The sequence below is a fragment of the Streptosporangium sp. NPDC049376 genome, from assembly GCF_044466505.1.
Taxonomy (GTDB): Bacteria; Actinomycetota; Actinomycetes; order Streptosporangiales; family Streptosporangiaceae; genus Streptosporangium.
Genome location: NZ_JBITMT010000003.1, coordinates 527980 through 550198 on the forward strand (window position 1 = coordinate 527980; position 22219 = coordinate 550198).

The following is a 22219-nucleotide window of genomic DNA, read 5'->3' on the forward strand; positions in this document are numbered from 1 at the left end:
GCACGGCCCCACCGGTTCCTTCGAGCTAGAGGATGGCCAGCTGGCCGTACAGGATCTCCTCCGACAGGGTGCCGCCGTTGAGCGCGGGCTTGCCGTCGAAGCGGAACACCGGCACGGCGGTGACGTCACGAGCCCAGAGCACGGGGACCGTCTCGTCCCATCGCACACCGAGTTCGGTCGCCAGTGCGCGCAGGACGCCGAGGTCGCCGATGTGGGCTCCGTCCACGAAGTGGGCCTGGAACAGCCGAGCGGTCACGACCTCGGCCAGGCCCTGGTCGGCGGCCATGGCGATCAGGTGGTGGGCGTGGCGGGTGTCGGCCGTCACCGCCTTGGCGAAGGCCAGCGGGACGCCCTCGGCCGCGGCCAGGGCGTTGACCCGGGCCACCCCGCTCTCACCGAATCGGTCCAGGCTCTGGTCGAGCTTGGACCGGCCGCCCACGGCCCCCGGCTCCACCTGCCAGGAACGGATCGTCAGATCGACGTGCCCGCCCTCCGCGCGGAAGCGGGCGGCGGCTCGCCGGTACCGGGTGAAGGCCAGGTAGGACCAGATGCAGATGACGTCGAGGGTGATGTCCACCCGTGCCGTGTTCTTCATGGTGTTCAGCCTTGTCACTGCCCTGACCTGCGACAACGACGGCTTTCGCAACGATCGCTAACCTGTGGGTTATGGAACGGCGTGACATCGAGATCTTCCTGACCCTGGCCGAGGAACTGCACTTCGCCCGTACGGCCGAGCGGCTGGGCGTCAGCGGTGCCCGGGTGAGTCAGACGATCAAGCAGCTGGAGCGCCGGTTCGGCGTCGCGCTGTTCCAGCGGACCAGCCGTCAGGTGGCGCTCACCCCGGTCGGCAACGCGCTGCGAGAGGACGTGCAGGCCGGATACCAACGCATTCAGGAGGGCATCGCCAAGGCGGTCGCCGCCGGGCGTGGCTTCACCGGCACCCTGCGGATCGGCTTCTCCAGTCCCCTGGTCGGGGAGGCCATCATGGCCGCCGGGGAGGCGTTCCGCGCCCGCCATCCGGACTGCGAGGTGCGCATCCGCGAGGTGCACCTGTCGGAGGCGTTCCGCGCGCTGCGCGACGACGAACTCGACCTGCAGATCACCGAGCTGCCCGTCCAGGAGAACGACCTGTCCAGCGGGCCCGCGCTGCTGCGCGACCCCCGCATGCTGGCCGTCTCCGCCAGGCACCCCTTCGCCCGCCGCGACAGCGTCACCGTGGAGGACCTCGCCAGGGACACCGTGCTCGTGCCCGCCGACGCCCCCGCCTATCTGCTGGACACGCTCATCCCGCCGCAGACCCCCGGCGGGCGTCCGATCCAGCGCGAGAAGGTGCTGACCTCACGGCAGGAACTGCTGACGCTGGTCAGCGGCGGTGCGGGAATGGCCGTCGTGGGCGGCCAGGCCACGCGGTACCACGCCCGGCCCGACATCGTCTACGTGCCCATCGTCGACATGCCGCCGATCGAGTACGGGCCCGTCTGGCCGGTCGGCGGCCAGACCAGCAGGGTGCGGTCCTTCCTCGCACTCCTCCTGGCCGAACTCGATCGCCAATCGTTTCTCCTGGCCGGGCTCGATCGATAACCCAGGGGTTAGCGACCGTTTCGGATCTCGTCGTTGTCGCAGGTCGGCGCGGTGCCAAGGATGGAGTCATGACAACGACGAAGCAGAACCCCATCCCCGAGGAGTACAGGGGCGGCGTCCCCTACCTCAACGTGCACGACGCCAAGGCGGCGATCGCCTTCTACAAGGAGGCCTTCGACGCCGACGTGCGCATCGAGATCCCCCGCCAGGGCGACAAGGTCGCCCACGCCGAGTTCCGGATCGGCGACGCGGTCTTCATGCTGCGTGACGAATACCCCGAATACCGCTTCCGCAGCCCGAAGACGATCGGTGGCACCCCGATCAATCTGATGGTCTTCGTGACGGACGTCGAGACGTTCGCCGAACGGGCCGTCGCCGCAGGCGCACGCGTCATCCGGCCGGTGGAGATGCAGTTCCACGGCGACCTGCAGGTCGAACTTGAGGACCCCTTCGGTCACTCCTGGTTCTTCACCAGCAGGGTCGCGCACATGGACGAGACGGAACTGAAGGAGACCGCCTCGGCGGTGAACCTCTGAACGGGCCGGGTACGGCGCGCGACACGCGGTGGGACCGCGAAGGCCACGTCACAGGGGCCACCAGAGCGTCGGCAGCGGACCGGGGACCATCCCCGCGCGGGGATGGTCCCCCCTTTCCGGCGATGGCCAGGATCACGGCGAGGTGCTCCCCGCGCATGCGGGAATGGGGTTCGGGGTGCCGGTGGTGGAGTGTCACGTCGGGCTGGGGAGTTCGGTGGTTATGGTCAGGCCGCCTTCCTCTCTGGGGCGGGCTGTCACGGTGCCGTCGTGGGCGTCGGCTATGGCGCGGACGATGGACAGGCCGAGGCCGCTGCCGCGTTCGGAGCGTAGCCGGTCACCGTGCAGCCTGCGGAAGGGCTCGAAGATCGTCTCGATCTCGTACGGCGGGACCGGCAGGCCCGTGTTCGCCACGACCAGTTCGGCCACGTCCTGACGCTGGCGGGTGGTCACCCACACCTCGCCGCCCTCGTGGTTGTGCCGGATGGCGTTCTCGACGAGGTTCTGCACGAGCCGTTCCAGCAGCACCGGGTCTCCCGCGGTCGGTACGGAGTCCAGCAGCCGGTGCACGGTCACCGAGCGTTCCCCCGCCTCGGCTCCCGCCTGGTCGAGGACGTGCTCGACCACGTCCGACAGGTCGAAGGGACGCCGGTCGAGTACGGACTGCTCACCTTCGGCGAGGGCGAGGAGGCCGTCGATCAGCCGTTCGTGTCGGGTGTTGACCAGCAGCAGGGACTCACCGAGCCGTTTGAGGTCGTCGGTCGCGTCGGGTCGTCTGACGGCCACGTCGACCAGTGTCCTGTTGATGGTCAGCGGGGTGCGCAGTTCGTGTGAGGCGTTGGCGACGAAGCGGCGCTGGCCGTCGAAGGCGCGGGCGAGACGGGTGAGCATGGTGTCGAAGACGTCGGCCAGTTCGGCGACCTCGTCGCGTGGCCCGGTGTAGGCGATGCGTTCGGTCAGGTTGTGGCTCTGGGCGACCCGTCTGGCGGTCTCGGTCACCTGCTGGACGGGGCGCAGCGCCCAGCCGCCCACCCACCAGCCGTACCAGACGGCTATCGCGCTGGAGACGACGAGTCCGGCGCCTCCCACGGTGAGGAGGGTGTTCAGCGTGTCGCGCTGGTAGATACGCCGGACCTGTTCGGTCCGTCTGACGGCCACCTGGTACTCGCGGTTGTTCGCGTCGTAGGGCCCCTCGGCCATCGTGATGTACTTGGGTTTGCCCAGGCCGTCACGGGGTTCCAGGCTGTTGCGCACCAGGAGGTAGACCCCGGTGAGCAGCAGGGTGCCGATGACGAGGAAAACCGCGCCGCAGGCCACCGCGAGCCGCATTCTGGCGGTCGGCTTCATGGGACGCGGTACCCGACGCCGGGGACGGTCTCGATGACGGGTGGGTCGCCGAGTTTGCGGCGCAGCTTCATCATCGTGGTCCGCACGGTGTTGGTGAACGGGTCGATGTGCTCGTCCCACACCTTCTCCAGCAGGTCCTCGGACGAGACGACCGCCCCGTCGGCCCGCAGCAGTTCGGCGAGCACACCGAACTCCTTGCGGGCCAGCGGCACGTAACGGCCCTCGCGGTAGACCTGCCGGTGGGCGCGGTCGAGCCGTACGCCGGCGCGTTCGAGCATCGGCGGGTCGGCGGGCCTGGCGCGGCGGCCGAGGGCGTGCACCCGGGCGAGCAGTTCCTCGAAGGCGAACGGCTTGGGCAGGTAGTCGTCGGCGCCGAGGGAGAGTCCGGCCACCCGGGAGCGGACGTCGGCCGCCGCGGTCAGCATCAGGATCCTGACCAGGGCACCCGAGTCGACCACGGTCCTGCAGACGTCGTCGCCGTGCACTCCGGGCAGGTCGCGGTCCAGGACCAGAACGTCGTAGTCGTGGACGCCGAGCCGTTCGAGGGCGGATTCGCCGTCGTAGGCGATGTCGACGGCCAGTGCCTCCGCGCGCAGGCCCTCGGCGATCGAGTCCGCGAGCATGCGCTCGTCCTCGGCGATCAGAACGCGCAACGATCCTCCCCTGAATCCCCGGCGCGCACGGAACACATGCTCCGTGAGGTTCGCGGGAACGCGCACCTCGTCCGGTCGAATCCCCCGGCGGGTACGGAACGCGCGCCCGGACAGCATCCCGGAACACGCATAACGCCGCCATAACCAAATTTGGTGACGTTCAGGTTATCGATCACCGGGTCTACTCCACCACCGACGCGGAAGCCGTCCCGCGCGGGAACAGGAGAGCGATCGATGCCGAACCCACGGTCCGCACCCCCGGAGTTCCAGTCCGGATATTCCCTACCTTCAGATGCCGAATCACCAGATTCGCCAGTTCAACTGGACACGCCGGTGGACGCTCCACGGGTCGGGCGGCGGAGAGAAAACGGGCACAGCCCGACCACCGGGGCACCCGGGCCGCTCCGGCGCCGACGCATCCGGCTCCCGGGCGGGCCGTACGGCCCGGCGTTGCGGCGGCACCGGCTGTTCGTGCTGGTCCTCGTGGGCGCGGGGGCGCTACGAGGGCTGGTCATGCTCGGCTACCGGCCCGCCCAGCTCTACTGGTACGACTCGTTCACCTATCTCGACACGGCCATGCACATGAGGCCGTCCGCGCAGTTCCATCCGGCCGGGTACCCCTTCCTGCTGTGGCTGCTGCGGCCCTTCCACAGCGTGGTGGTGATCGCGGGCGTCCAGCACGTCATGGGGCTGGGCATCGCGCTGATGGTCTACGCGACGCTGCGTCGCCGGTCGCTGCCCGGCTGGGGGGCGACCCTGGCCGCGCTGCCGGTCCTGTTCGACCCCGGGTTCCTACGGCTTGAGCACGCCGTCCTCTCCGACACCCAGTTGATCTTTCTGGTGGTGGCCGCGCTCACGGTTCTGCTGTGGCGGCGGGTGCCGACGGTCCCGGCGGCCGCCTGCGCGGGCCTGTTGACGGCGTTCGCCGGGCTGACCAGGACCGTCGCGGTGCCGTTGCTCGGCCTGCTGTTGCTCCACCTTCTCGTACGGCGGGCGGGATGGCGTCCCGTGGTGGCGCTGGCGCTGGCCGGGGTCGTGCCGCTGACGGCCTACGCGGGCTGGTACGCCGCCAACCACGGCAGATTCGCGCTCAGCGGTTCGGACGGGGTGGCGTTGTGGGCGCGCACCATGACCTTCGCCGACTGTTCGGTCATCAGGCCTCCGGCGCGGGAGGCCGTGCTGTGCCCGAACGGCACGGTCGTCGACGCGGCCTCCGAGTACGTCTGGGCGGCGGACGCCTCCCTCAACCGGCTGCCCGGGGACCGGTTCTCCCACAACGACCTGGCCCGGTCGTTCGCGTTGCGTGCCATCGCCGCCCAGCCGTTCGACTATCTCCGCGACGTCGCCGCGGACACCTCGCTCGCCTTCGCCTGGGCTCCGGTCGCCCATCCCAAGCGGGTCGGTTCGGCCCTCTCCTTCCCTCAGGGAAGCTGGCCGCTGCCCGACTTCCCGCTGATCGACAAGGTTCGCCAGGAGTACGACCCGGGCATCCGGGGGCTGTCCTCCGTCGAGCCGTACGCGGGGTTGCTGGCGGCCTACTCCTATCCGTCCTTCCTGCACGGTCCGTTGCTGGGGGCGGTTCTGCTGCTGGGCGGACTCGGGATGCTGCGGCGGCGCCGTACGGCCCTGCTGCCGTGGGTGGTGGCGCTGTTCCTGCTGGTGGCGCCGGTCGCGGCGCTCGACTTCGACAACCGCTACGTCCTGCCCGCCTTCCCGGTCGCCTGTATGGCCACCGCCCTGGCCCTCCGTCCGGGCAGGGACGCCTCGGGGAAGAGGGTCCTGGGGAAAGGCTTTCCGGGAAGGGGACGGTCACTTCGTGTGCAGGAGTGAGCGGAGTTCCGCGGTGTCGATGATGTGGGCCACCCTCGGGAAGACACCGGTCATCAGGGCCCGGTGAACCTGTGGGTCGGGGTCGGCGACGCAGTCGGAGAGGACGTGGAGCCGGTAGTCGCGGTCGGCGGCGTCGGTGACGGTGGACAGCACGACGCCGCCGGTGGTGACGCCCGCGATGACCAGGGTGGTGACTCCGCGATCCCGCAGCCGCCGGTCCAGGTCCGTCGTGGACAGCGCGCCGAAGCGGGTCTTGCGGACGACGATGTCGCCGGGCTCGGGAGCGAGCCGGGGGTGGATGTCCGTCGCGGCGTCCGCGTGGTGCATGAGGCGTTGCCGTCCGAGGAAGGAGAAAGGTTTGTTGGTCGGCGGGATCGCCGCCCAGTCGGCCTCGGTGAACCCGACCCGCACGTAGGCGACGGCGGCGCCGTACGCCCGCATGTCGGCGATGGCGTCGGCCGTCCGTGACAGCAGCGACTGGGGGTCGGGGAGCGCGTCCAGGATTCCCCGCTGGTAGTCCATGACGAGCAGCGCGGTGGTCCTGGAGTCCAGCGTCGGGGTCGTGTCGGTCATCTTCTCTCCTGGGCGGGCGATCCGGTGGGTGCTTCGGCGGGGGATTCAGCGGGTGATTTCGGGGGGCGTTCGGGTGGGTGCTTCGACGGGCGCCTCGGCAGGTGTTCCGGTGGGCTTTTCCGTGGGCTTTTCGGTGAGCGACGGGGGCGGTTCGGCGCGGGGCGTCGTGAGGCGACGGGGGAGGAACAGGGGGGTCACCAGCAGGAGCGCGCCGGCCAGGCCGATGGCCGTGCGCGGGCCGAGCAGGCTGCCGAGTACGCCCCAGATCGCCGTCAGGAGCGCCGTCGAGGCCTTGGTCGTCACCGCCCAGGCGGACAGCGTGCGGGTGATCCGGTCGTTCGCGGTGCGTTCGAGGCGGTAGGTGGCGTAGACGGGGTTGAAGACCCCGCAGCAGAGGATGAGCCCGAGTTCGACGCCCATCACCAGCAGCAGTCCTCCGGTGCCCGGCCCGAGGAGGACGAGCCCGACGGGCCAGAACGCGCGTAGTGTCCCGGCCACCACCAGGACGCGGTGCTGCCCGAACCGGGTGACGAGGGGCCGGGCCAGTCGCGAGCCGACCAGCCCGCCGATCGCGGGTACGGCGAAGGCGAGGCCGTACTGCCACGGGGTGAACCCGAGCGGGCCGAGCATCAGGACGGCCAGCAACGCGTCGGCGGCCATCACCAGGCCGTTGAACAGGGCGGTGTTGAGGAACAGCGGCCGCAGCGCCGGGTCGGCGAGGATGTACCGCCAGCCGTCGAGCACGTCCCCGGCCCGTGAGACCTCCCGGCGTCCGGGCCGTGGCTCCCGACCGTCCGTCGTACGGTCACCCGAAGCGGAGGGGCGGTCGTCTGGGGTGTCAAGGCGGCGGTCCATGGTGGAGGAACGACTGCTCAGGAAGGACAGGCGGCTCGGGGTTGAGAGGCGGATGCCCAGGGCTGAGAGGAGGTAGCTGATCGCGTCGGCCAGTACCGTCGCCACCGGGCCGAGGAGGCCGATCGCGGCACCGCCGAGCGGGGGTCCGACGATCGTGGTCGTCCAGGTCGTGGACTCGAACCGGGCGTTGGCGACGAGCAGGTCCTCGGCGGGCAGCAGCGTCTTCAGGTAGGCACCGGAGGCGGCGCGGAAGGTGATGTCGGCCGCCGCGACGACGACCGAGACCAGCAGGAGCTGGACGAAGGTGAGCACGCCGAGCACGAACGCGGCGGGGATCGTCAGCAGCGCCGCGAACCGCGCCAGGTCCATCCCGATCAGCACCGGCCGTTTGCGGCGGAACTCGACCCATGGGCCGAGCGGCACCGCCACGGCCGCGCCGACCGCCGCCCCCACGGAGGACAGCGCCGCGACCTCGGCGGGTCCGGCGTGCAACACCTGGACGGCGATCAGCGGGAACGCGCCGAAGGCGAGCCAGGTGCCGAGCGCGCTGGTGCCGTACGCCCCCCAGAGCCACCCGAACGACCGTCCCAGCCGGTGTCTGTCTCTCAAGGCCATCCGAACCGCCGCCCGTCTCTCATGGTCGCCGTCACACAACCGTTCGGCGATCGGGAGTATCAAAGCGAGAGTCACACCCTGCGATCAAACAACCGGAAGGCCATCAGGCCACAACCGATGGTTGTGTCGCTAGGGTGTCGGCATGGATCTAGAAGTCGTCCGGACCTTTGTCGCCGCCGCGGAGGCGGGGCGGTTCCAGGAGGCCGCGGCAGAGCTCGCGGTCACCCAGCAGGCCGTCTCCAAGCGCGTCGCCACGCTGGAGCGCGACCTCGGCGTTCGGCTGTTCACCCGCACGCCGCGTGGTGCCGAGCTCACCATCGACGGGCAGGCGTTCCTGCCCCACGCGCGGGAGCTGCTCAGGGTCGCCGAGCGCGCGGTCGCGTCCGTGCGCCCCGGCGGCCGTCCGCTGCGCGTCGACGTGATCGCCTCACGGGGTGCGACGTCGGGCCTGATGCGCGGCTTCCACCAGGCTCATCCCGAGATCGAACTCGACGTGGTGATGCTGTTCGACATCGAGCAGGCCGTCGCGGCGATCAGGTCCGGTGTGATCGACGCGTCCTTCCGCGCCGTCGCCATGCCCGGCCGACCCCTTCCCGAGGACGTCGAGTCCGTCCGGGTGCTCGACGAGCCGCTCCAGCTTCTCACCGGCCCCGCCCACGCGCTGGCGGGCGCCCGTTCGGTGACCATGGCCCAGCTCGTCGGGCACCGGATCTGGATGCCCGGCATCGTCCCCGGTACCGAGTGGGGCGCCTACTACGACGACCTCGTCGCCGAGTTCGGCCTCACCATCGAGGCGACCGGCCCGAACTTCGGCTCCGACGTGCTCATCGACACCGTCGCCGACACCCCGGCCCTGGCCACCTTCATGAGCGAGCGGACCCGCCTCGTCTGGCCCGCCGACCACGGTCTTCGCCGCATCCCGGTGACCGATCCCACGCCCGTCTACCCGCACTCGCTCCTGTGGCGCCGTGACAACCCCCACCCCGCGCTGGCGGCCCTCCGCGCGTATCTCGCCGCCACGGCGGCCGGTCACGAAGCCGCCGGAACCTGGGTGCCGGACTGGACGATCCGGCGCTGAACCACACGCGGAATCGGCCAGGCACAATGAGGGAATGTCACGTCGCACCCAGCTTCGCCCCTCCGCCACCTCGTGTCCCTGCGGGGCGGCCGTGCCGTACCGCGACCACTGTGGTCCGCTGCACCGGGGGGAGGCGGCGGCGAGTACGGCGGAGGCGCTGATGCGCTCCCGGTTCAGCGCCTTCAGCGTGGGGGACGCCGGTTACCTGCTGCGCACCTGGCACCCGAGCACCCGTCCCGGGCACCTCGACCTCGGCGGCGGGACGCGCTGGGTGCGCCTGGAGATCCTGGAGACCACCGGCGGCAGCGCCGTGCACACCGAGGGGACGGTGCGCTTCCGCGCCCACTACCTGGAGCGGGGCGTGCCGGGGGAGATGGAGGAGAACAGCCGGTTCGTCAGGCACGGCGGCGCCTGGGTCTACCTCGGAGCGCTCTGAGGGGTCACTCCTCGTTGAGGCGGGCCAGCAGGGCCTGTTTGGCGTAGGTGAACTCGTCCTCGGTGAGCACGCCGGAACGGCGCAGCTCGCCGAGTTCGCCCAGGCGGCGCAGGATGGCGTCGTGGTTCTCCAGCTCGGCCACCCGGCGCACCAGCTTCTCCCGCTCGTCCTTCGGGTCGAGGGCCGGCGTGGGCGCGACGGCCGTACGGCGTGGCAGCCGGGCGAGCACGGCTGCGGCGACCAGGACGGTCGAGCCGCCGTAGCGCTGCACCCCCCACGAGATGCAGTTGGGGTCCTCCTCCGGGGACTTCCCCGAGGGGACGCCGCTGAGGTGGAAGCGGAGTCGTCCGTAGCCGATGCCCGACTGCGGGGCCCATTCGACGCCGGTCACCTCCCGCAGCGGGAACATCCGGGACCCGGCGGACTGCTTGGCCGTCTTGGCGAAGCCGGTCCAGTCGAGCCAGACGGTGTGGCCGTCGAAGTTCACCGTGCCGTCGCCCGCGGTCGCGGAGATCGGTACGGCGGGCCCGGGCAGCAGGAACCCCTCGGGAAGCGCCTCCGGGGTCCGTCCGACCTCCAGGTAGGCGCGCACCTCGTCGGCGAAGTAGCCCGCGGCCCCGGTGCGGTCCTTGGGGATCGACAGCCGGTAGGGGTCGGCGGGGTCGGTGAGCCGTCCGGCGGCGACGTCGGTGAGCGGGTCGGTGCCCGGCCGCAGCCGGAGCTGCAGGTTGCCGCCCTTGCGTGCGGGCTCGAAGGAGACGCTGCTGATCGCGGCGAGCGGTATGGTCAGCTCGCCGACGAGTTTGCGCAGCTCATGGATGTTCTTGTCGCCACCCGGGACGATCCTCAGGGTCTCGCCGTCGAATGTCCACGACCCGTCCGGGACGAAGATCTCCGCCATGCGGCCAGCCTAGTGCCCTGCGGATGGCCACCCGAAATCGATCACTTTTATTGGTTTGCCGCATATTGGGCTGGTCGGGTAGGAAACTCGCATGCTAAGGGGAAGCAAGGTAGGGCTCAGGGCTCGGCACGAGGACGACATTCCGGTCCTGGAGGCCGAACTCCACGGAGACGTGGTCAACACCTCGCGGGCCATGGGCCATCCGTGGCGGCCGATCACGCCCGGCTCGAAGGACTCACAGTTCGTGGTGGACGACACCAACCAGCAGAACGTCCATTTCTCCGTGGTGGAGCTGGACGGCGGCGCGCTGGCCGGCTCCGCGGTGCTGTGGGGCATCGACACCCACAACCGGTCCGCGCACGTCGGGCTCGGGCTGCTGCCGTCCTCCCGGGGCAGGGGTTACGGCACCGACGTGGTCGCGGTGCTGTGTCACTACGGGTTCGTCGTGCGCGGCCTGCAACGGCTGCAGGTCGAGACGCTGGCGGACAACGTCGCGATGTTGCGCTCGGCCGAGCGCAACGGCTTCGTCCGCGAGGGCGTGGCGCGCTCCTCGGCCTGGGTGATGGGCGAGTTCCTGGACCAGGTGCTGCTCGGTCTCCTGGCCCAGGAGTGGAGGCCGGGACTCTAGGACCGGCGAAGCTGCGGTCCGGAGAAACGGATCATGTTGCCGGAGGGGTCGCGGAAGGCGCAGTCGCGGACGCCGTACGGCTGGTCGATGGGCTCCTGGAGCACCTCGACCCCGGACACGCGGATCTTCTCGAAGGTGGCGTCGACGTCGTCGGCCTTGAAGAAGACGCCGTTCAGCACCCCCTTGGCCAGCAGGGCTTCGAGCTGCTCGCGGTCGGTCGGGTAGACCGTGCCGACCTGGTTCAGGACGATCTCGACGTCGGGCTGGGAGGGGGTGGTGAGGGTGAGCCAGCGGTACCCCTCGATCACGACGTCGGACTTGACCTCCAGGCCGAGAACGTCCCGGTAGAAGGCGAGGGCCTCGTCCTGGTCGCGGACTTCGAGAAAGACGTGGGAGAGCATGAGTGCCATGGGGGAAACCGTACTCAGGCGTCCTCAACGGGGGCTTCTCGGATTCTGCTCGGCCGGGTGATGATCCTGGCGTAGCAGCCGGGCATGGCGGCGTTCCCGCTGTGGTCGCGTGCCCGGTAGGCGCTGGGGCTCTCGCCGACCAGTTCGGTGAAGCGCGAGCTGAACGAGCCGAGGGAGGTACAGCCGACCTCGACGCAGACCTCGGTCACCGACAGGTCGCCCCGGCGCAGCAGCGCCTTGGCCCGCTCGATGCGGCGCGTCATGAGGTAGTTGTACGGTGTCTCGCCGTAGGCGGCCTTGAAGCTGCGGGAGAAGTGGCCGGGCGACATGAACGCGGCGCGGGCGAGCGCGGGAACGTCGAGAGGGCGGGCGTACTCACGGTCCATGAGGTCACGGGCCCGGCGCAGGTGGGCGAGGTCCTCGGGTGTCACCCGGCCAGCATGCCACGACACGGGCCGCCCCACCCGGGGAGGGCGGGGCGACCGGGGGCTCAGCGTTTGACGCCGATGCCGCCGTACATCGAGACCTCGTCGTCCCTGAGGGAGCGCGCCTCGTCGTCGGGGTGCCAGTGGTGCACGGGGACGAGGCCGGGGGGCACGATGTCCAGGCCCTCGAAGAAGAGGTCGACCTCGGCCCTGGTGCGGGTCTTGGAGGCGATGCCGCGGTCGTTGAAGGCCTTGACCGCCGACGTGACGCGCTCGGGGGCGGCGTCGATCGCGATGGTCGACAGGGCCAGGGCGCTGCCGGACGGCAGGGGCCGCATGAGCTGCCTGACGATCTCGTGCGCCTCGTTCTCGTCGGGGATGAAGTGCAGGATGGCGATCAGGCAGAGGGCGACGGGCTTGCTCAGGTCGAGGGTGTCCTGGGTCTCGGCCGCGTTGAGGATGCCCTGCGGGTCGTGGATGTCGGCGTCGATGTAGGTGGTCCTGCCGGTCGGGGTACCGACGAGCAGGGCGCGGGCGTGCTGCAGCACGATGGGGTCGTTGTCGATGTAGACGATCCGGGCGTCGGGGTTGACCTGCTGCACGACCTCGTGGAGGTTCGGCGAGGTCGGCAACCCGGTGCCGATGTCCAGGAACTGGGTGATGCCCAGGTCCGAGGCGAGGTGGCGGGCGACGCGGATCATGAAGTTCCGGTTCGCCCGTACGGATGTCCGCAGGTAGGGCGACAGGGCCATGACCTCCTCGGCGACCTTGCGGTCGGCCGCGAAGTTGTCCTTGCCCCCCAGCATGTAGTCGTAGACCCGGGCGGAGTGCGGCTGGTTGGTGCGCAGGTCGACAGGCTTCGCGCTGTCAGGCGTGAGTCTGGACCAGTCCAAGTTTCCCGACAAGGATGATCCTCCGGTCTTTGGCTCGACATCGAGTCATATAGCTATAGAGCCTGTCGATCATATGCCGACTTCACGCAAAGGGGGCGGAGAGGAGATTGCGGGATGAGAACATTTCATGCCTGTAGGGAAGGGTTCATCTCGCCCGCCATCCCCGGCGGGGACGGGGCTCCGGCTTGTCGCAGATCAGTTCGAATACCCCGCCGGGGGCGGGTCTCCGGTAAATCCGGGGGCGTCGGAATTCACCTGACGGGCGAATGCCGGACGGAAATCAATTCACCTTTCCAGGGCTCGGCGACGCACGGCCTCCTGGATGGAATATGGCTGTTTGACCATGGGTTGGGACGACTGTGACCACGACATGGGTGGCGGCCTTCAGGTCCGCGGTGATCGACCCCTCGCAGCTCTCGTTCAACCAGCCGCTCTCCTTCACGGGCATGACCCTGCGGCAGATCCTCCACCTCGACGGCGGGGGAACCACCCTGCGCGTACGGCTCAGCAACCGGTACGGCACCGACCCGCTCAGCGTCGCCGCCGCCCGCGTCGCCGTACGGCCCGCGGGTGGGCGGGGCGGGGAGATCGACCCCGAGACCGACACCGGGCTCCGCTTCGACGGGCGGGACGGCACGACGGTCCCGGCGGGCGGCGAGGTCGTGAGCGACCCGGTCGAGCTGGCGGTCGAGGCGGGAACCGACCTGGTGCTGAGCCTGTACCTCCCCGAGGAGACGGGCCTGGCCACCTTCTCCCACCAGCCCGCCGAGACCGGGTACGTGGTCGAGGGCGACGCCGTCTCGGCGACGACGCTTCCCGGCGCGCGGGAGGTCGGCGCGCGTTTCTACGTCACCGGGGTCGACGTGCTCGCCCCCGAGGGCACCACGGTCGCCGTCGCCTTCGGTGACTCCTGGTTCGAGGGGGTCGGCACGACCACGGGGGCCAACCGGCGCTCCCCGAACCTGCTGAACCGGCGGCTGGAACGGGGCTGGGCGGTCAACCAGGGCATCGCGGGCAACCGCCTGCTGGCCGACGGGATCGGCGAACACGCCTTGGCCCGCTTCGAGCGCGACGTGCTCCAGGTGCCGGGTGTGAGCCACGTGCTGGTCAACTTCGGCATCAACGACCTGGGTCTGCCCGGCATGTGGGGGCAGCCGCCCGTGACGGCCGGGGAACTCGTCGCCGGGTTCACCGAACTGGCCCGCAGGAGCCACGAGGCGGGCCTGCGGATCCTCGTGGCGACCATCGGCCCGTTCGCCGACTCGACCTACCCCGGGCTGGACTCGCCCGAGGTGCGGGAGATCCGGCGGACGGTCAACGAGTGGATCCGCGGCACGGACGTCTTCGACGGGGTGTTCGACGTGGCGGCGGCCGTGCAGGATCCGGAGCGGCCCGACCACCTGCGTGCCGAGTTCGACAGCGGCGACCACACGCACCTCAACGACGCGGGCGCCCAGGCGATGGCCGAGACCGTGGACCTCGGCCTGCTCAAGCTCTAGCCTCAGGCCGCCTCCCGGCCCCTCCGGCACGACCTGTCACGATGTGATCCGGTGGCGCGCACCGGTACGGCCCCTCGCCGCTACCCTTGCCGACGGGAAGACATGGGCCGTGGCGCTCTGGCCGGGAGGTGCGATGGGTGACGCGGTGGACGCGTTGCTGGCCCAGTGGGAGCGGGAACGGCCGACCCTTGACGTGTGGCCGATGGGGATCGTCGGCCGGATTTCGCGCCTTTCCCGGCTGTTCGAGCGCGAGCTGAAGGAGTTCTTCGCCGCACACGGGCTTGAGCACTGGGAGTTCGACGTGCTGGCCACGCTGCGCAGGGCGGGCCCGCCGTACGAGTTGACGGCGGTGGCGTTGCTGCGGGCGGCGATGGTCACCTCGGGGGCGATCACCAACAGGATCGACAGGCTTGAGGCCAGGGGCCTGGTCGAGCGGGTCAGGGACGTCAGGGACCGCCGCCTGGTGCCCGTACGGCTCACGCCCAGGGGATGGGAGATCGTCGAGGAACTGGTCGGGCTGCACGTGGCCAACGAGGCACGGCTGCTGGCCGCACTGGACCTCGACGATCGTGAACGGCTCGCCGGGACGCTCCGCGTGCTGCTGGAGTCCCTGGGGGACGTCTCGGTCGAGTGAGACGGCGAAGCGGGTGCGGCCGGTCCGGGCCGTGACGCGGGACGGCCCCCGGTCGGGTGACCGGGGGCCGTCAGGAGTCTCGCCGGGGGCGTGCCCGTCGTCAGCCGCTGACGCGACCGTCGGCGGACACGGCGGCCAGGGACTTCTTCTGGGGGGCGGCCGCGGCCGGAGCCCCGGAACCGGGCAGGTTCCTGCTGAAGCCGTACACCACGGCGGCGGTGGCGATCGCGCCGGTGTTCAGCGCGAGGGCCTTGTCGCTGATGTTGGCGATGGTGTCACAGGCCTGGTGGTAGCACCCGTCGTACGGCTGGCCCGCGACGCCGCCGAACAGCGCGGCCTCCTCGGCCGTCTTGATGCCCTCGGCGCCGGTGAACAGGCCACCGGAGGGGATGCCGACCTCGATGAACGGTCCGTAGTCGGAGCGGCCGTCGAAGTCGGTGCCGTTGTGGGGCTGGCGCAGGGTGTCGAAGTACTTCTCGAAGAGCTTCTCGATCTCGGCGGAACCGGCGGGACCGGCGGGCGAGCCCGTCTGGTCGGAGTCGTCACCGTCGTAGATCTTCAGCGCGTAGTTGGGGGAGGCGACCATGTCGAAGTTGAGGTACAGCTTGACCTTCGCGCGCTGGTCGGCGGGCAGGTTGTCGACGTAGTACTGGGAGCCGAGCAGGCCGAGCTCCTCCGCGCTCCACCAGGCGAAGCGGAGCCTGTTGGTCGTGGGGATCCTGCCGAGCGCCTCGGCGACGGTGAGGTCGGCCGCGCTGCCCGAGCCGTTGTCGTTGATGCCGGGGCCGTCGACGACCGAGTCGAGGTGCGAGCCGATCATGACGACCTTGTTCGGGTCGCCCCAGCGCGAGTCGGCGATCACGTTGTGGGTGAGGCGGTTCTCGCTGGTGGTGTCGGTCTTGATGTGCACGACCGTGCCGGCGGGGGAGGCCAGGTCCTCGCCGACGGCGAAGCTGGCTCCCAGCACGGGGATGGTCACACCGGGGCCGGCGAGCCGTCCCAGAACGGTGTTGGTACGGCCGGGCTGACCCTCGTTGAAGATGATGACCGCCGAGGCGCCCGCGGCCAGGGCGTTGCGCGCCTTGACCTCGAAGTCGCAGGTGCCGCGCTGGACCAGCGCGACGTTGCCCCTGGTGAATCCGGCGAAGTCCGACGCCTCACAGCCCGAGGTCGAGCTGGGGGCCGGGGACGGCGGCAGCGTCAGGTCCACGGCCTGCACGGTCCCGGTGACGTCGCCGGAGGCGGAGTAGGTCATGGTCGAGAAGTCGCCGAGGGTGGAGCTGCCCGGCTCGGTCGGGGTGTACGTCCTGGGGTCGGGGGAGATCTGGGCCAGTGTCGCGGCCGAGTTCTCCGTGAAGTAGCCGAACTCGAACGGTTGGAGCGTGACACGCCAACCGGCCTTGCGCAGCTTCGCCGCGACGTACTCGGCGGAGGCGTCGTGCCCCTTCGTCCCCGCGGCGCGGGTCCCGTTGTTGGCGTTCGCGATGTTCTGCAGCGCCCGCAGGTGGTTCTTGACCAGGGGCGCCGTCACAGATTTGACCAGCTGACTCTGTACGGCGCTCACCCCGGGATCGGCCTGGGCCGGTGGGACCAATGCGAGAGGCAGGCCGAAAGCCGAAGCCACGGCGACGAGCCGGATCGCGTTTCTGCGCAGATTTGTGCGCATCTGGACTCCTCCACTGCTCAGAATTACGGAGAAATCTCCTGACGTGTCACCGGTGAGAATCGCGACGTGACACTGAATGGAAACCTAACCGTCTGACGGCATTTGGGAAAGAGTCTTTTTTTCTGAAAGGCGAACGCGGCTTTTCCCCGCAGGTCCGCAGGTCCGTCAGTCGTCGTGGAAGTCGCCGGGGTTGCAGTAGTCGACCTGGTTCGTCGTGGTGAACGGACCATTGATGATCTTCCTGACGAACCGCCCGGTCTCCAGGATCTCCTCGGCGGAGGCCTCGTAGGTGAACTCCTGCCCCGCCTGCAGCCGCCGGTCGCCGACCAGGATCGGCTTGTTCGCCCGGTAGATCGGCGCCCACGGGCAGCAGTAGTAGTGCTGGCTCAGCACCGAGACGTCACCGCGCTCGATCCCGTCGTTGATGTCCTCCTGGAAACGCAACGTCTGGGCCGGGTTGGGGTCGTGCCGCCACAGCTCGGTGATCGACTCGCGGGCGCGCGCGTCCTTCGCCCACCGGTTCAGCGTCTTGGGGTCGGTCAGGCACCACGGGTCGAAGCCGGGCTGGCCGGGACGCGGCAGCTTCCTGCGCTGCTGCTGCGGGGGCGCGGGAGCGGTCGGGGCCGTGGGGGTGCCGCTCTGGCCGTACGTCCTGAGCAGGGTGGGCATCGCCACCAGTTGTCCCAGGTGGTGGTAGGTCTCCAGGGCGCCGCGCAGCCGTTCCTCGATCAGCTCGTGCAGTTGCGTGTCCGCGGTGGGGGAGTACATGTTGATCGCGTAGTCCGCGGCGGTCGCGGCCCGCGCGGCGACCTGCCGCAGCCGGTCGCGGTCGGCGAGCCGTTCTTCGGGGACGCCCGCCTGTTCGAGCAGGCCGAGCGCCAGCTCCGCGTGCTCCTTGATCGCGGCGGCGGCGGCGATCATCGCCTCCAGGTGGGCGCGCGGGCAGGGCTGGACCTCGACCCAGCCGGGCAGGTCGGCGGGCAGCTCACGCGGGTCGGCGATCTTGAACCCGGGGTTGGCCGCGGCCTGGCGGGCCAGCGAGAGCCATCCCTCGACCTGGCCGAAGAAGGCCCACACCTGCTCGGCGGTGACCTGTGGCAGGTAGCCGACCGTCTTGGCGTCGGCGCGGTAGTCCGCCTCGATCATCTTGTCGCCGAGTGTCTGCAGCACGAACGCGTTCCACGAGTACAGCTGCTGCGCGGCGACCGCCTCGGAGGCGCTCCACGGGTCGACTCCCTCGACCGCCATGCCCCTGCGCAGGACCTCGACCTCGTCGAGTACCTGGTAGACGCCTATCCCCGCCTTCTGTAACGCCTCCAGGGTGGTCGCGGGCACCTCACCCTTGAATCCCGCGATGACACGTGTCAACAACCCCGGCTTTTCGGGCATTTGTCTCCTATCGTCTCTCCCCGCGATAACAGACGCGTGAACGGTGGGAAAGGTTCCTGTCTGGAGAGAAATAGGACGAGATTTCGGTCATTTCATTCTATTGCTGCACTTCGTGGGAATTCCGGCAGTCCGGTATCCGTGGTTTCGGCGTCCCCGGGTCACACGGCGACCCGGGCGTGCACCCGGGCGAGGAAGGGCAGCAGGGAGCCGGCGAGCACCTCGGGGAACTCGGCGTGCGGGTAGTGGCCCGCCCCCTCGACCAGCGTGAGCGGGGCGTTCATCCTGGCCGCCTGGAGTTCGGCGACGGCCACGGGGTCGGCGAAGTCGGGGTCGGCGGTGCCCATGACGACCAGCGCCGGGCAGGTGACCCGGTCAAGCCAGGCCTCGCTCATCGGGGGCGCGGAGACGTAGGCGCGGGTGGCGTTCCTGCGGGTGCGCAGGGCGGCGACCGACCGGGCGCGGTAGCCGGCGAGGTCGGCGGGCGGCGCGCTGGGGTAGGCGGACCTGAGGTAGGCGCCCCAGACCGAGGGGAAGGCCACGAGGGCCTTGCCGACCAGCGCCAGCAGCGCCCTCTTGACCGGCCCCGTCGGCAGGTTGGGGACGAAGCTCGCGATCGGCACCACCCCGGCGACCAGGGCGGGGGTCTCGGCGGCGGCGCACATGATGGACCCTGCGGAGTAGGAGTTGCCGACCAGTACGGCGGGCCCGGCGTCCAGGTGCCCGACCAGGGCGGCGATGTCGCGGCCCTGGGCCTCGTAGGAGTAATCGGCCCACTCGGCCGAGGACTCCCCGCAGCCGCGGATGTCCATGGTCGCCACGCGGTATCCGGCCCGCACGAGCAGCGGGCGCAGGAACCGGTAGGACTCACGGCTGTCGAGCATGCCGGGGATCATGACCACCAGCGGGCCGTCACCCTCGACGTCGTAGGCGATCCGGCCACCGTCGACCTGCAGGAACCGGGTTTCCATGTCTCCTCCGTGAGCACTCGTTGTTTTCGAGAGCGGCGCTCTCGATGGGTCAATCGTGCTCCCTTGCGGAGTGGAAGTCAAGAGCAGTGCTCTCTTTTTGCTCTGGCGATCTCGTCAAGGGTCGGCTGAGGCTCTGGTTGGATGTCTACGCATGGACGTCACGGAGTTGCTCGCGACCCAGCGGGACGTGGAGGGGCTGGACCTCTCGGAGATGGCGCTGACCGACGTGCTGGCGGCCGAGCCGTACAGGTTCGTCAACTGTGACCTGCGGCGGGCCGACCTGAGCGAGGCCGTCCTCGTGGGGTGTGTGTTCGACCGGTGCGCGCTCGACGGCGCCGACTTCCGGGGCGCCGACCTCGACGGCGCCAGGTTCGACGGCGGGGGAGGGGCCGACCTCAGGTTCCTCAACGCGGAGCTGACCGACGCGGTCTTCGTCAACGCCGACCTGTCGAGTGCCCGGTTCGGCAACGCCCTGTTGACCGACGTGAGCTTCACCGGCTGCCGGATGATCGGCGCGACCCTCACCGGGACCCGGGGGACCCCGTTCACCCTCTCGCGCTCCAACCTCACCCTGGCCGACGTGTCCGGCTGCTCCTTCAGGAAGCAGGAGATCGAGGGCGTACGGTTCGACGAGGCCAACCTGTCCGGCTGCGACTTCACCGACGCCGTCCTCACCGACTGCCGGATCATCAGGGCACGGCTGGTGAACACCACGTTCACCAGGACCGACCTGCGGGGAACCGACCTCGGTCAGCCCGACGACCGCGACCTGCGCTCCCTCGCCGGGGCCGTCATCACCTCGGGGCAGGCGGCGGCCATCCTCACCGACCGGGGGCTGACGGTCCTGTGACCCTAGGCCTTCGAGGCCTGGGCGCGCAGGCGGGCGGCCTGCTCCTCAAGCAGGCGCGCCTGCTCCTCAAGCGAGGCGGCCGGGACGGGCCGGGACTCGTCGTCCGCGTGCGGCCTGGCGGTCTCCGCCTTGAACACGCGCAGCGACCGGCCGACGGACCTGGCCATGTCGGGCAGCTTCCTCGATCCGAAGAGGACCACCAGGACGAGGGCGATGATGAGGATCTCGCCGGTTCCCAGACCAGCCATGACACATCCTTACTGGAAACGGGTGCTTCGCCTTCGATCGTACGCACGCCCCCGAGTGCTCTCACGGCAGGAGGGCGTAGCCGTACAGCGACCCGGCGGGACCGGACCCGTGCGGGCGCAGCCGCCGGGCGGACAGCCCCGGATACGAGCCCTTGCGTGCGGCACCGCCGATGAGGACCACCGTGCCGTGGTCGGGGGAGCCCACGAGGAGATCGTCGGGGGAGCCGTCCGCCCGCCTGACCGGGGCCAGGGAGGCGCCGAAACCGTCGCGTCCACGCGGGATGAGGACGTTGTGGTGCCTGGTCAGCCCACCGGAGCGGGTCCCTGCCAGGACCTGGACCGCGCTCTCACCGGGAACGCCGATCGCCAGGTCGTCGTCCCCGTCCCCGTTGAAGTCACCGGCCGCGAGCGCGGTGCCGAACCGGTCGGCGTAGCGGGCCCTGCCCACGACGCCCCGGGTGTTCTGGGTCCACATCTCGCTGCCGAGCGCGCTCAGCCCCCGGCGTGAGCCGTACAGCACGTGGACCGCGCCCGCGCCGTAGTCCAGGGCACGCACGTTCGCGTCGAGATCCTCGCCCGGCACGCCGATCGCCAGGTCGTCGCGGCCGTCGGCGTCGAAGTCCCCCACGGCGAGGGCGGCGCCGAAGTAGTCCCACTTCTCCGCCGAGCCCTTCACGTTCGGGCTCTCCTGGGTGTAGGCCCCCGCCTGCCGCGCGGCCAGGTCCAGGATCGTCACCGAACCGGCCCCCGAACGCTGCCCGCCGTCCCCCGGCGCGCCGACCGCCACCTCGTCGCGGCCGTCGCCGTCGAAGTCACCGGCCGCCACCGTCGCCCCGAACTCGTCGGTGCTCAGCGCGTCCTGGGCGATCCACGGGGTCTCCTTGGTGAGCGTGTACGGCCGGTGCCCCTTGACGCCGTAGACGCCGATCCCGCCCCCGACGCCGAGTCCGGGGACCCCGATGACCAGTTCGTCGGCCCTGTCGCCGTCGAGCTGCCCGACCGTGAGCGCGGCGCCGAACCGGTCACCCGTCGCGCGCCGCCCGAACCCCGTGACGTCCAGCGCCTTCCCCGGGCGCAGTCCCCGAGGCGAGCCGTGGAACAGGTACACCACCCCGTCACCGTCCTCCCCGGGCCTCCTGGCGTCGAGGAACTCCTCCGACGCCCCCACGGCGAGGTCGGCGCACCCGTCCCCGTCGAAGTCACCGGCCGCGACGGCCGAGCCGAACGAGTCACCGGTCTCCGCGGCGCCGGGCGCGCCCCGGCTCCCCTGGGCCAGCCGTTCGGTCCTGCCGGTGCCGTACCTGACGGTCACCTCACCGGCGCGGAAAACCCCGCCGACCGTGGCGTACGGCGCGGCGACCACGGTGTCGGGACGGCCGTCGGCGTCGAAGTCGGAGGCGACCCCCGAGCACTCCCCGGCGGCGCCCGTGACGGCGTCCGTGGAGGGGCTCGTGACGGCGTTGGCGGGAGGGCTCGTGACGGTGTTGGCGGGGGAGAGGAGGGAGGTGAGCAGAGCGGAGGCGAGGAGGGCGCTCATAGGTCGAACGGTCCCCGCCCAGGACCACGAGCGCGTGAAATCCGCGTGTCCGGCTCACGTAGGGAACATGCCGACCTGGGAAAACGGGACACGCCCACCCGGTGTCAGGTACCCGGTTCCAGCACGAAGACGGGGATCACCCGGTCTGTCTTCTCCTGGTACTCCGCGTATGCCGGGTACGCGGCGACCGCGCGCTCCCACCACTCGGCCCGCTCGTCCCCGGTGACCTCACGGGCCGTCATGTCCTGGCGTACGGCGCCGTCCCGGAGTTCCACGCGTGGGTCGGACCTGACGTTGAAGTACCAGTCCGGATGACGCGGGAAGCCGCCCTTGGAGGCCACGGCCGCGTACCGTCCCTCGTGCTCCACGCGCATCAGCGGGATCTTACGAAGCTTGCCGCTTCGCGCGCCGCGCGTCGTGAGGATGACGACGGGCAGTCCCGTGTCCCAGAGCGTCGTCCCCCGCGTGCCGTCCGAACTCTCGTACAGCTCGACCTGTTCGCGTATCCACTGAGCCGGACTCGGCCCGTACTCGCCCTCAAGAGGCATGATGGCCACCCTGTCGTCGCCTACGGATGATGCCGCGCGGTCCAACTGTCGCATCGCGGACGGTCCGGTTCGAGTACCCGGCCCCAAGTGGCGACGACCGGATCGGCCGGGACGCCGCCTCG

Annotated in this window: 24 protein-coding genes; 9 read left to right on the forward strand and 15 right to left on the reverse strand. The window is 70.3% G+C overall.

The genetic code is table 11. The features are described 5' to 3' along the window. Positions 1-25: 25 nt before the first annotated feature. On the reverse strand, positions 26-595 hold the full coding sequence (locus tag ACIBVQ_RS12315; RefSeq protein ID WP_399177286.1) for a DsbA family protein: 570 nt from the start codon (positions 593-595) through the stop codon (positions 26-28). 71 nt (positions 596-666) lie between these two features. Between ACIBVQ_RS12315 and ACIBVQ_RS12320 the strand changes: the two genes are divergently transcribed. After that, complete coding sequence (locus ACIBVQ_RS12320; protein ID WP_399177288.1) at positions 667-1581, forward strand: LysR family transcriptional regulator; 915 nt, start codon at positions 667-669, stop codon at positions 1579-1581. A gap of 68 nt (positions 1582-1649) precedes the next feature. Then, entirely contained in the window at positions 1650-2117 is a 468-nt protein-coding gene (locus tag ACIBVQ_RS12325; protein WP_362782800.1) for a VOC family protein, read from the forward strand. A 192-nt stretch (positions 2118-2309) separates the two neighbouring features. Here the strand turns inward: ACIBVQ_RS12325 and ACIBVQ_RS12330 are convergent, their stop codons facing one another. Next, a complete protein-coding gene (locus ACIBVQ_RS12330; RefSeq protein ID WP_399177290.1) occupies positions 2310-3461 on the reverse strand; it encodes a sensor histidine kinase in 1152 nt (383 codons plus the stop codon). Continuing rightward, positions 3458-4114, reverse strand: coding sequence for a response regulator transcription factor (locus tag ACIBVQ_RS12335; RefSeq protein WP_399177293.1), 657 nt, complete (start codon positions 4112-4114; stop codon positions 3458-3460). Before ACIBVQ_RS12335 ends, ACIBVQ_RS12330 begins: the two co-directional genes overlap by 4 nt. Positions 4115-4447: 333 nt before the next feature. Here ACIBVQ_RS12335 and ACIBVQ_RS12340 point away from each other — a divergent pair, with 333 nt between their 5' ends. Then, positions 4448-5944 (forward strand): hypothetical protein, encoded by a 1497-nt coding sequence (locus ACIBVQ_RS12340; RefSeq protein ID WP_399177296.1) that lies wholly within the window; start codon positions 4448-4450, stop codon positions 5942-5944. Here ACIBVQ_RS12340 and ACIBVQ_RS12345 read toward each other — a convergent pair. Together ACIBVQ_RS12345 and ACIBVQ_RS12350 are read right to left on the reverse strand one after the other, a co-directional pair. Continuing rightward, positions 5924-6517 carry a cysteine hydrolase family protein gene (locus ACIBVQ_RS12345; protein ID WP_399177298.1) on the reverse strand — a complete coding sequence of 198 codons (594 nt, stop codon included), beginning with the start codon at positions 6515-6517 and terminating at the stop codon, positions 5924-5926. The two genes, ACIBVQ_RS12340 and ACIBVQ_RS12345, sit on opposite strands and share 21 nt — an antisense overlap. A gap of 45 nt (positions 6518-6562) precedes the next feature. Further along, complete coding sequence (locus ACIBVQ_RS12350; protein ID WP_399177300.1) at positions 6563-7981, reverse strand: MFS transporter; 1419 nt, start codon at positions 7979-7981, stop codon at positions 6563-6565. Between the two features lie 148 nt (positions 7982-8129). Between ACIBVQ_RS12350 and ACIBVQ_RS12355 the strand changes: the two genes are divergently transcribed. Both ACIBVQ_RS12355 and ACIBVQ_RS12360 read left to right on the forward strand, forming a co-directional pair. After that, entirely contained in the window at positions 8130-9065 is a 936-nt protein-coding gene (locus ACIBVQ_RS12355) for a LysR family transcriptional regulator (protein WP_399177302.1), read from the forward strand. Positions 9066-9099: 34 nt separating this feature from the next. After that, the gene (locus ACIBVQ_RS12360; RefSeq protein ID WP_352015484.1) at positions 9100-9501 is read left to right on the forward strand and encodes a YchJ family metal-binding protein; all 402 of its coding nucleotides are present in this window, start codon (positions 9100-9102) and stop codon (positions 9499-9501) included. Between the two features lie 4 nt (positions 9502-9505). Here the strand turns inward: ACIBVQ_RS12360 and ACIBVQ_RS12365 are convergent, their stop codons facing one another. Next, positions 9506-10402: a DUF4429 domain-containing protein gene (locus ACIBVQ_RS12365; protein ID WP_352015483.1), complete on the reverse strand. Its 897-nt coding sequence runs from the start codon at positions 10400-10402 to the stop codon at positions 9506-9508. 91 nt (positions 10403-10493) lie between these two features. On the opposite strand from ACIBVQ_RS12365, the gene ACIBVQ_RS12370 reads away from it, so the two are divergent. After that, the gene (locus ACIBVQ_RS12370; RefSeq protein WP_399177304.1) at positions 10494-11030 is read left to right on the forward strand and encodes a GNAT family N-acetyltransferase; all 537 of its coding nucleotides are present in this window, start codon (positions 10494-10496) and stop codon (positions 11028-11030) included. Here ACIBVQ_RS12370 and ACIBVQ_RS12375 read toward each other — a convergent pair. From ACIBVQ_RS12375 to ACIBVQ_RS12385, 3 genes are all read right to left on the reverse strand, one after another. Further along, complete coding sequence (locus ACIBVQ_RS12375; RefSeq protein WP_352015481.1) at positions 11027-11440, reverse strand: VOC family protein; 414 nt, start codon at positions 11438-11440, stop codon at positions 11027-11029. The two genes, ACIBVQ_RS12370 and ACIBVQ_RS12375, sit on opposite strands and share 4 nt — an antisense overlap. Before the next feature lie 14 nt (positions 11441-11454). Beyond that, on the reverse strand, positions 11455-11826 hold the full coding sequence (locus tag ACIBVQ_RS12380; protein ID WP_352015505.1) for a helix-turn-helix transcriptional regulator: 372 nt from the start codon (positions 11824-11826) through the stop codon (positions 11455-11457). Positions 11827-11930: 104 nt separating this feature from the next. After that, positions 11931-12770 (reverse strand): SAM-dependent methyltransferase, encoded by an 840-nt coding sequence (locus ACIBVQ_RS12385; protein WP_362782838.1) that lies wholly within the window; start codon positions 12768-12770, stop codon positions 11931-11933. Between the two features lie 347 nt (positions 12771-13117). Between ACIBVQ_RS12385 and ACIBVQ_RS12390 the strand changes: the two genes are divergently transcribed. Together ACIBVQ_RS12390 and ACIBVQ_RS12395 are read left to right on the forward strand one after the other, a co-directional pair. Then, entirely contained in the window at positions 13118-14257 is a 1140-nt protein-coding gene (locus ACIBVQ_RS12390) for an SGNH/GDSL hydrolase family protein (RefSeq protein ID WP_399177307.1), read from the forward strand. Positions 14258-14390: 133 nt separating this feature from the next. Further along, positions 14391-14891, forward strand: a complete 501-nt coding sequence (locus ACIBVQ_RS12395) for a MarR family transcriptional regulator (protein ID WP_352015478.1) — start codon at positions 14391-14393, stop codon at positions 14889-14891. A gap of 100 nt (positions 14892-14991) precedes the next feature. On the opposite strand, the gene ACIBVQ_RS12400 is transcribed toward ACIBVQ_RS12395, so the two are convergent. The 3 genes from ACIBVQ_RS12400 to ACIBVQ_RS12410 all read right to left on the reverse strand — a co-directional run bounded on the left by ACIBVQ_RS12400 (position 14992) and on the right by ACIBVQ_RS12410 (position 18914). Further along, positions 14992-16557: a M28 family metallopeptidase gene (locus tag ACIBVQ_RS12400; RefSeq protein ID WP_399177309.1), complete on the reverse strand. Its 1566-nt coding sequence runs from the start codon at positions 16555-16557 to the stop codon at positions 14992-14994. Between the two features lie 165 nt (positions 16558-16722). Then, on the reverse strand, positions 16723-17946 hold the full coding sequence (locus ACIBVQ_RS12405; RefSeq protein ID WP_399177311.1) for a hypothetical protein: 1224 nt from the start codon (positions 17944-17946) through the stop codon (positions 16723-16725). A gap of 158 nt (positions 17947-18104) precedes the next feature. Beyond that, the gene (locus ACIBVQ_RS12410) at positions 18105-18914 is read right to left on the reverse strand and encodes an alpha/beta fold hydrolase (RefSeq protein WP_399177313.1); all 810 of its coding nucleotides are present in this window, start codon (positions 18912-18914) and stop codon (positions 18105-18107) included. A gap of 151 nt (positions 18915-19065) precedes the next feature. Here ACIBVQ_RS12410 and ACIBVQ_RS12415 point away from each other — a divergent pair, with 151 nt between their 5' ends. Further along, positions 19066-19764, forward strand: coding sequence for a pentapeptide repeat-containing protein (locus ACIBVQ_RS12415; protein WP_352015474.1), 699 nt, complete (start codon positions 19066-19068; stop codon positions 19762-19764). 2 nt (positions 19765-19766) lie between these two features. Here ACIBVQ_RS12415 and ACIBVQ_RS12420 read toward each other — a convergent pair whose 3' ends face one another. From ACIBVQ_RS12420 to ACIBVQ_RS12430, 3 genes are all read right to left on the reverse strand, one after another. Beyond that, positions 19767-20012 (reverse strand): twin-arginine translocase TatA/TatE family subunit, encoded by a 246-nt coding sequence (locus ACIBVQ_RS12420; protein ID WP_386192363.1) that lies wholly within the window; start codon positions 20010-20012, stop codon positions 19767-19769. A gap of 61 nt (positions 20013-20073) precedes the next feature. Beyond that, positions 20074-21549, reverse strand: a complete 1476-nt coding sequence (locus tag ACIBVQ_RS12425) for an FG-GAP and VCBS repeat-containing protein (protein ID WP_399177315.1) — start codon at positions 21547-21549, stop codon at positions 20074-20076. A 104-nt stretch (positions 21550-21653) separates the two neighbouring features. Beyond that, on the reverse strand, positions 21654-22097 hold the full coding sequence (locus tag ACIBVQ_RS12430; protein WP_352015468.1) for a nitroreductase family deazaflavin-dependent oxidoreductase: 444 nt from the start codon (positions 22095-22097) through the stop codon (positions 21654-21656). Positions 22098-22219: the final 122 nt, after the last annotated feature.

Coding starts and splice junctions, on each gene's coding strand:
- ACIBVQ_RS12420 (WP_386192363.1), bottom strand. CDS start 20,012: ATGGCTGGTCTGGGAACCGGCGAGATCCTCATCATCGCCCTCGTCCTG.
- ACIBVQ_RS12430 (WP_352015468.1), bottom strand. CDS start 22,097: ATGCCTCTTGAGGGCGAGTACGGGCCGAGTCCGGCTCAGTGGATACGC.
- ACIBVQ_RS12395 (WP_352015478.1), top strand. CDS start 14,391: ATGGGTGACGCGGTGGACGCGTTGCTGGCCCAGTGGGAGCGGGAACGG.
- ACIBVQ_RS12315 (WP_399177286.1), bottom strand. CDS start 595: ATGAAGAACACGGCACGGGTGGACATCACCCTCGACGTCATCTGCATC.
- ACIBVQ_RS12405 (WP_399177311.1), bottom strand. CDS start 17,946: ATGCCCGAAAAGCCGGGGTTGTTGACACGTGTCATCGCGGGATTCAAG.
- ACIBVQ_RS12425 (WP_399177315.1), bottom strand. CDS start 21,549: ATGAGCGCCCTCCTCGCCTCCGCTCTGCTCACCTCCCTCCTCTCCCCC.
- ACIBVQ_RS12370 (WP_399177304.1), top strand. CDS start 10,494: ATGCTAAGGGGAAGCAAGGTAGGGCTCAGGGCTCGGCACGAGGACGAC.
- ACIBVQ_RS12355 (WP_399177302.1), top strand. CDS start 8,130: ATGGATCTAGAAGTCGTCCGGACCTTTGTCGCCGCCGCGGAGGCGGGG.
- ACIBVQ_RS12320 (WP_399177288.1), top strand. CDS start 667: ATGGAACGGCGTGACATCGAGATCTTCCTGACCCTGGCCGAGGAACTG.
- ACIBVQ_RS12375 (WP_352015481.1), bottom strand. CDS start 11,440: ATGGCACTCATGCTCTCCCACGTCTTTCTCGAAGTCCGCGACCAGGAC.
- ACIBVQ_RS12400 (WP_399177309.1), bottom strand. CDS start 16,557: ATGCGCACAAATCTGCGCAGAAACGCGATCCGGCTCGTCGCCGTGGCT.
- ACIBVQ_RS12365 (WP_352015483.1), bottom strand. CDS start 10,402: ATGGCGGAGATCTTCGTCCCGGACGGGTCGTGGACATTCGACGGCGAG.
- ACIBVQ_RS12345 (WP_399177298.1), bottom strand. CDS start 6,517: ATGACCGACACGACCCCGACGCTGGACTCCAGGACCACCGCGCTGCTC.
- ACIBVQ_RS12325 (WP_362782800.1), top strand. CDS start 1,650: ATGACAACGACGAAGCAGAACCCCATCCCCGAGGAGTACAGGGGCGGC.
- ACIBVQ_RS12330 (WP_399177290.1), bottom strand. CDS start 3,461: ATGAAGCCGACCGCCAGAATGCGGCTCGCGGTGGCCTGCGGCGCGGTT.
- ACIBVQ_RS12360 (WP_352015484.1), top strand. CDS start 9,100: ATGTCACGTCGCACCCAGCTTCGCCCCTCCGCCACCTCGTGTCCCTGC.
- ACIBVQ_RS12380 (WP_352015505.1), bottom strand. CDS start 11,826: ATGGACCGTGAGTACGCCCGCCCTCTCGACGTTCCCGCGCTCGCCCGC.
- ACIBVQ_RS12415 (WP_352015474.1), top strand. CDS start 19,066: ATGGACGTCACGGAGTTGCTCGCGACCCAGCGGGACGTGGAGGGGCTG.
- ACIBVQ_RS12410 (WP_399177313.1), bottom strand. CDS start 18,914: ATGGAAACCCGGTTCCTGCAGGTCGACGGTGGCCGGATCGCCTACGAC.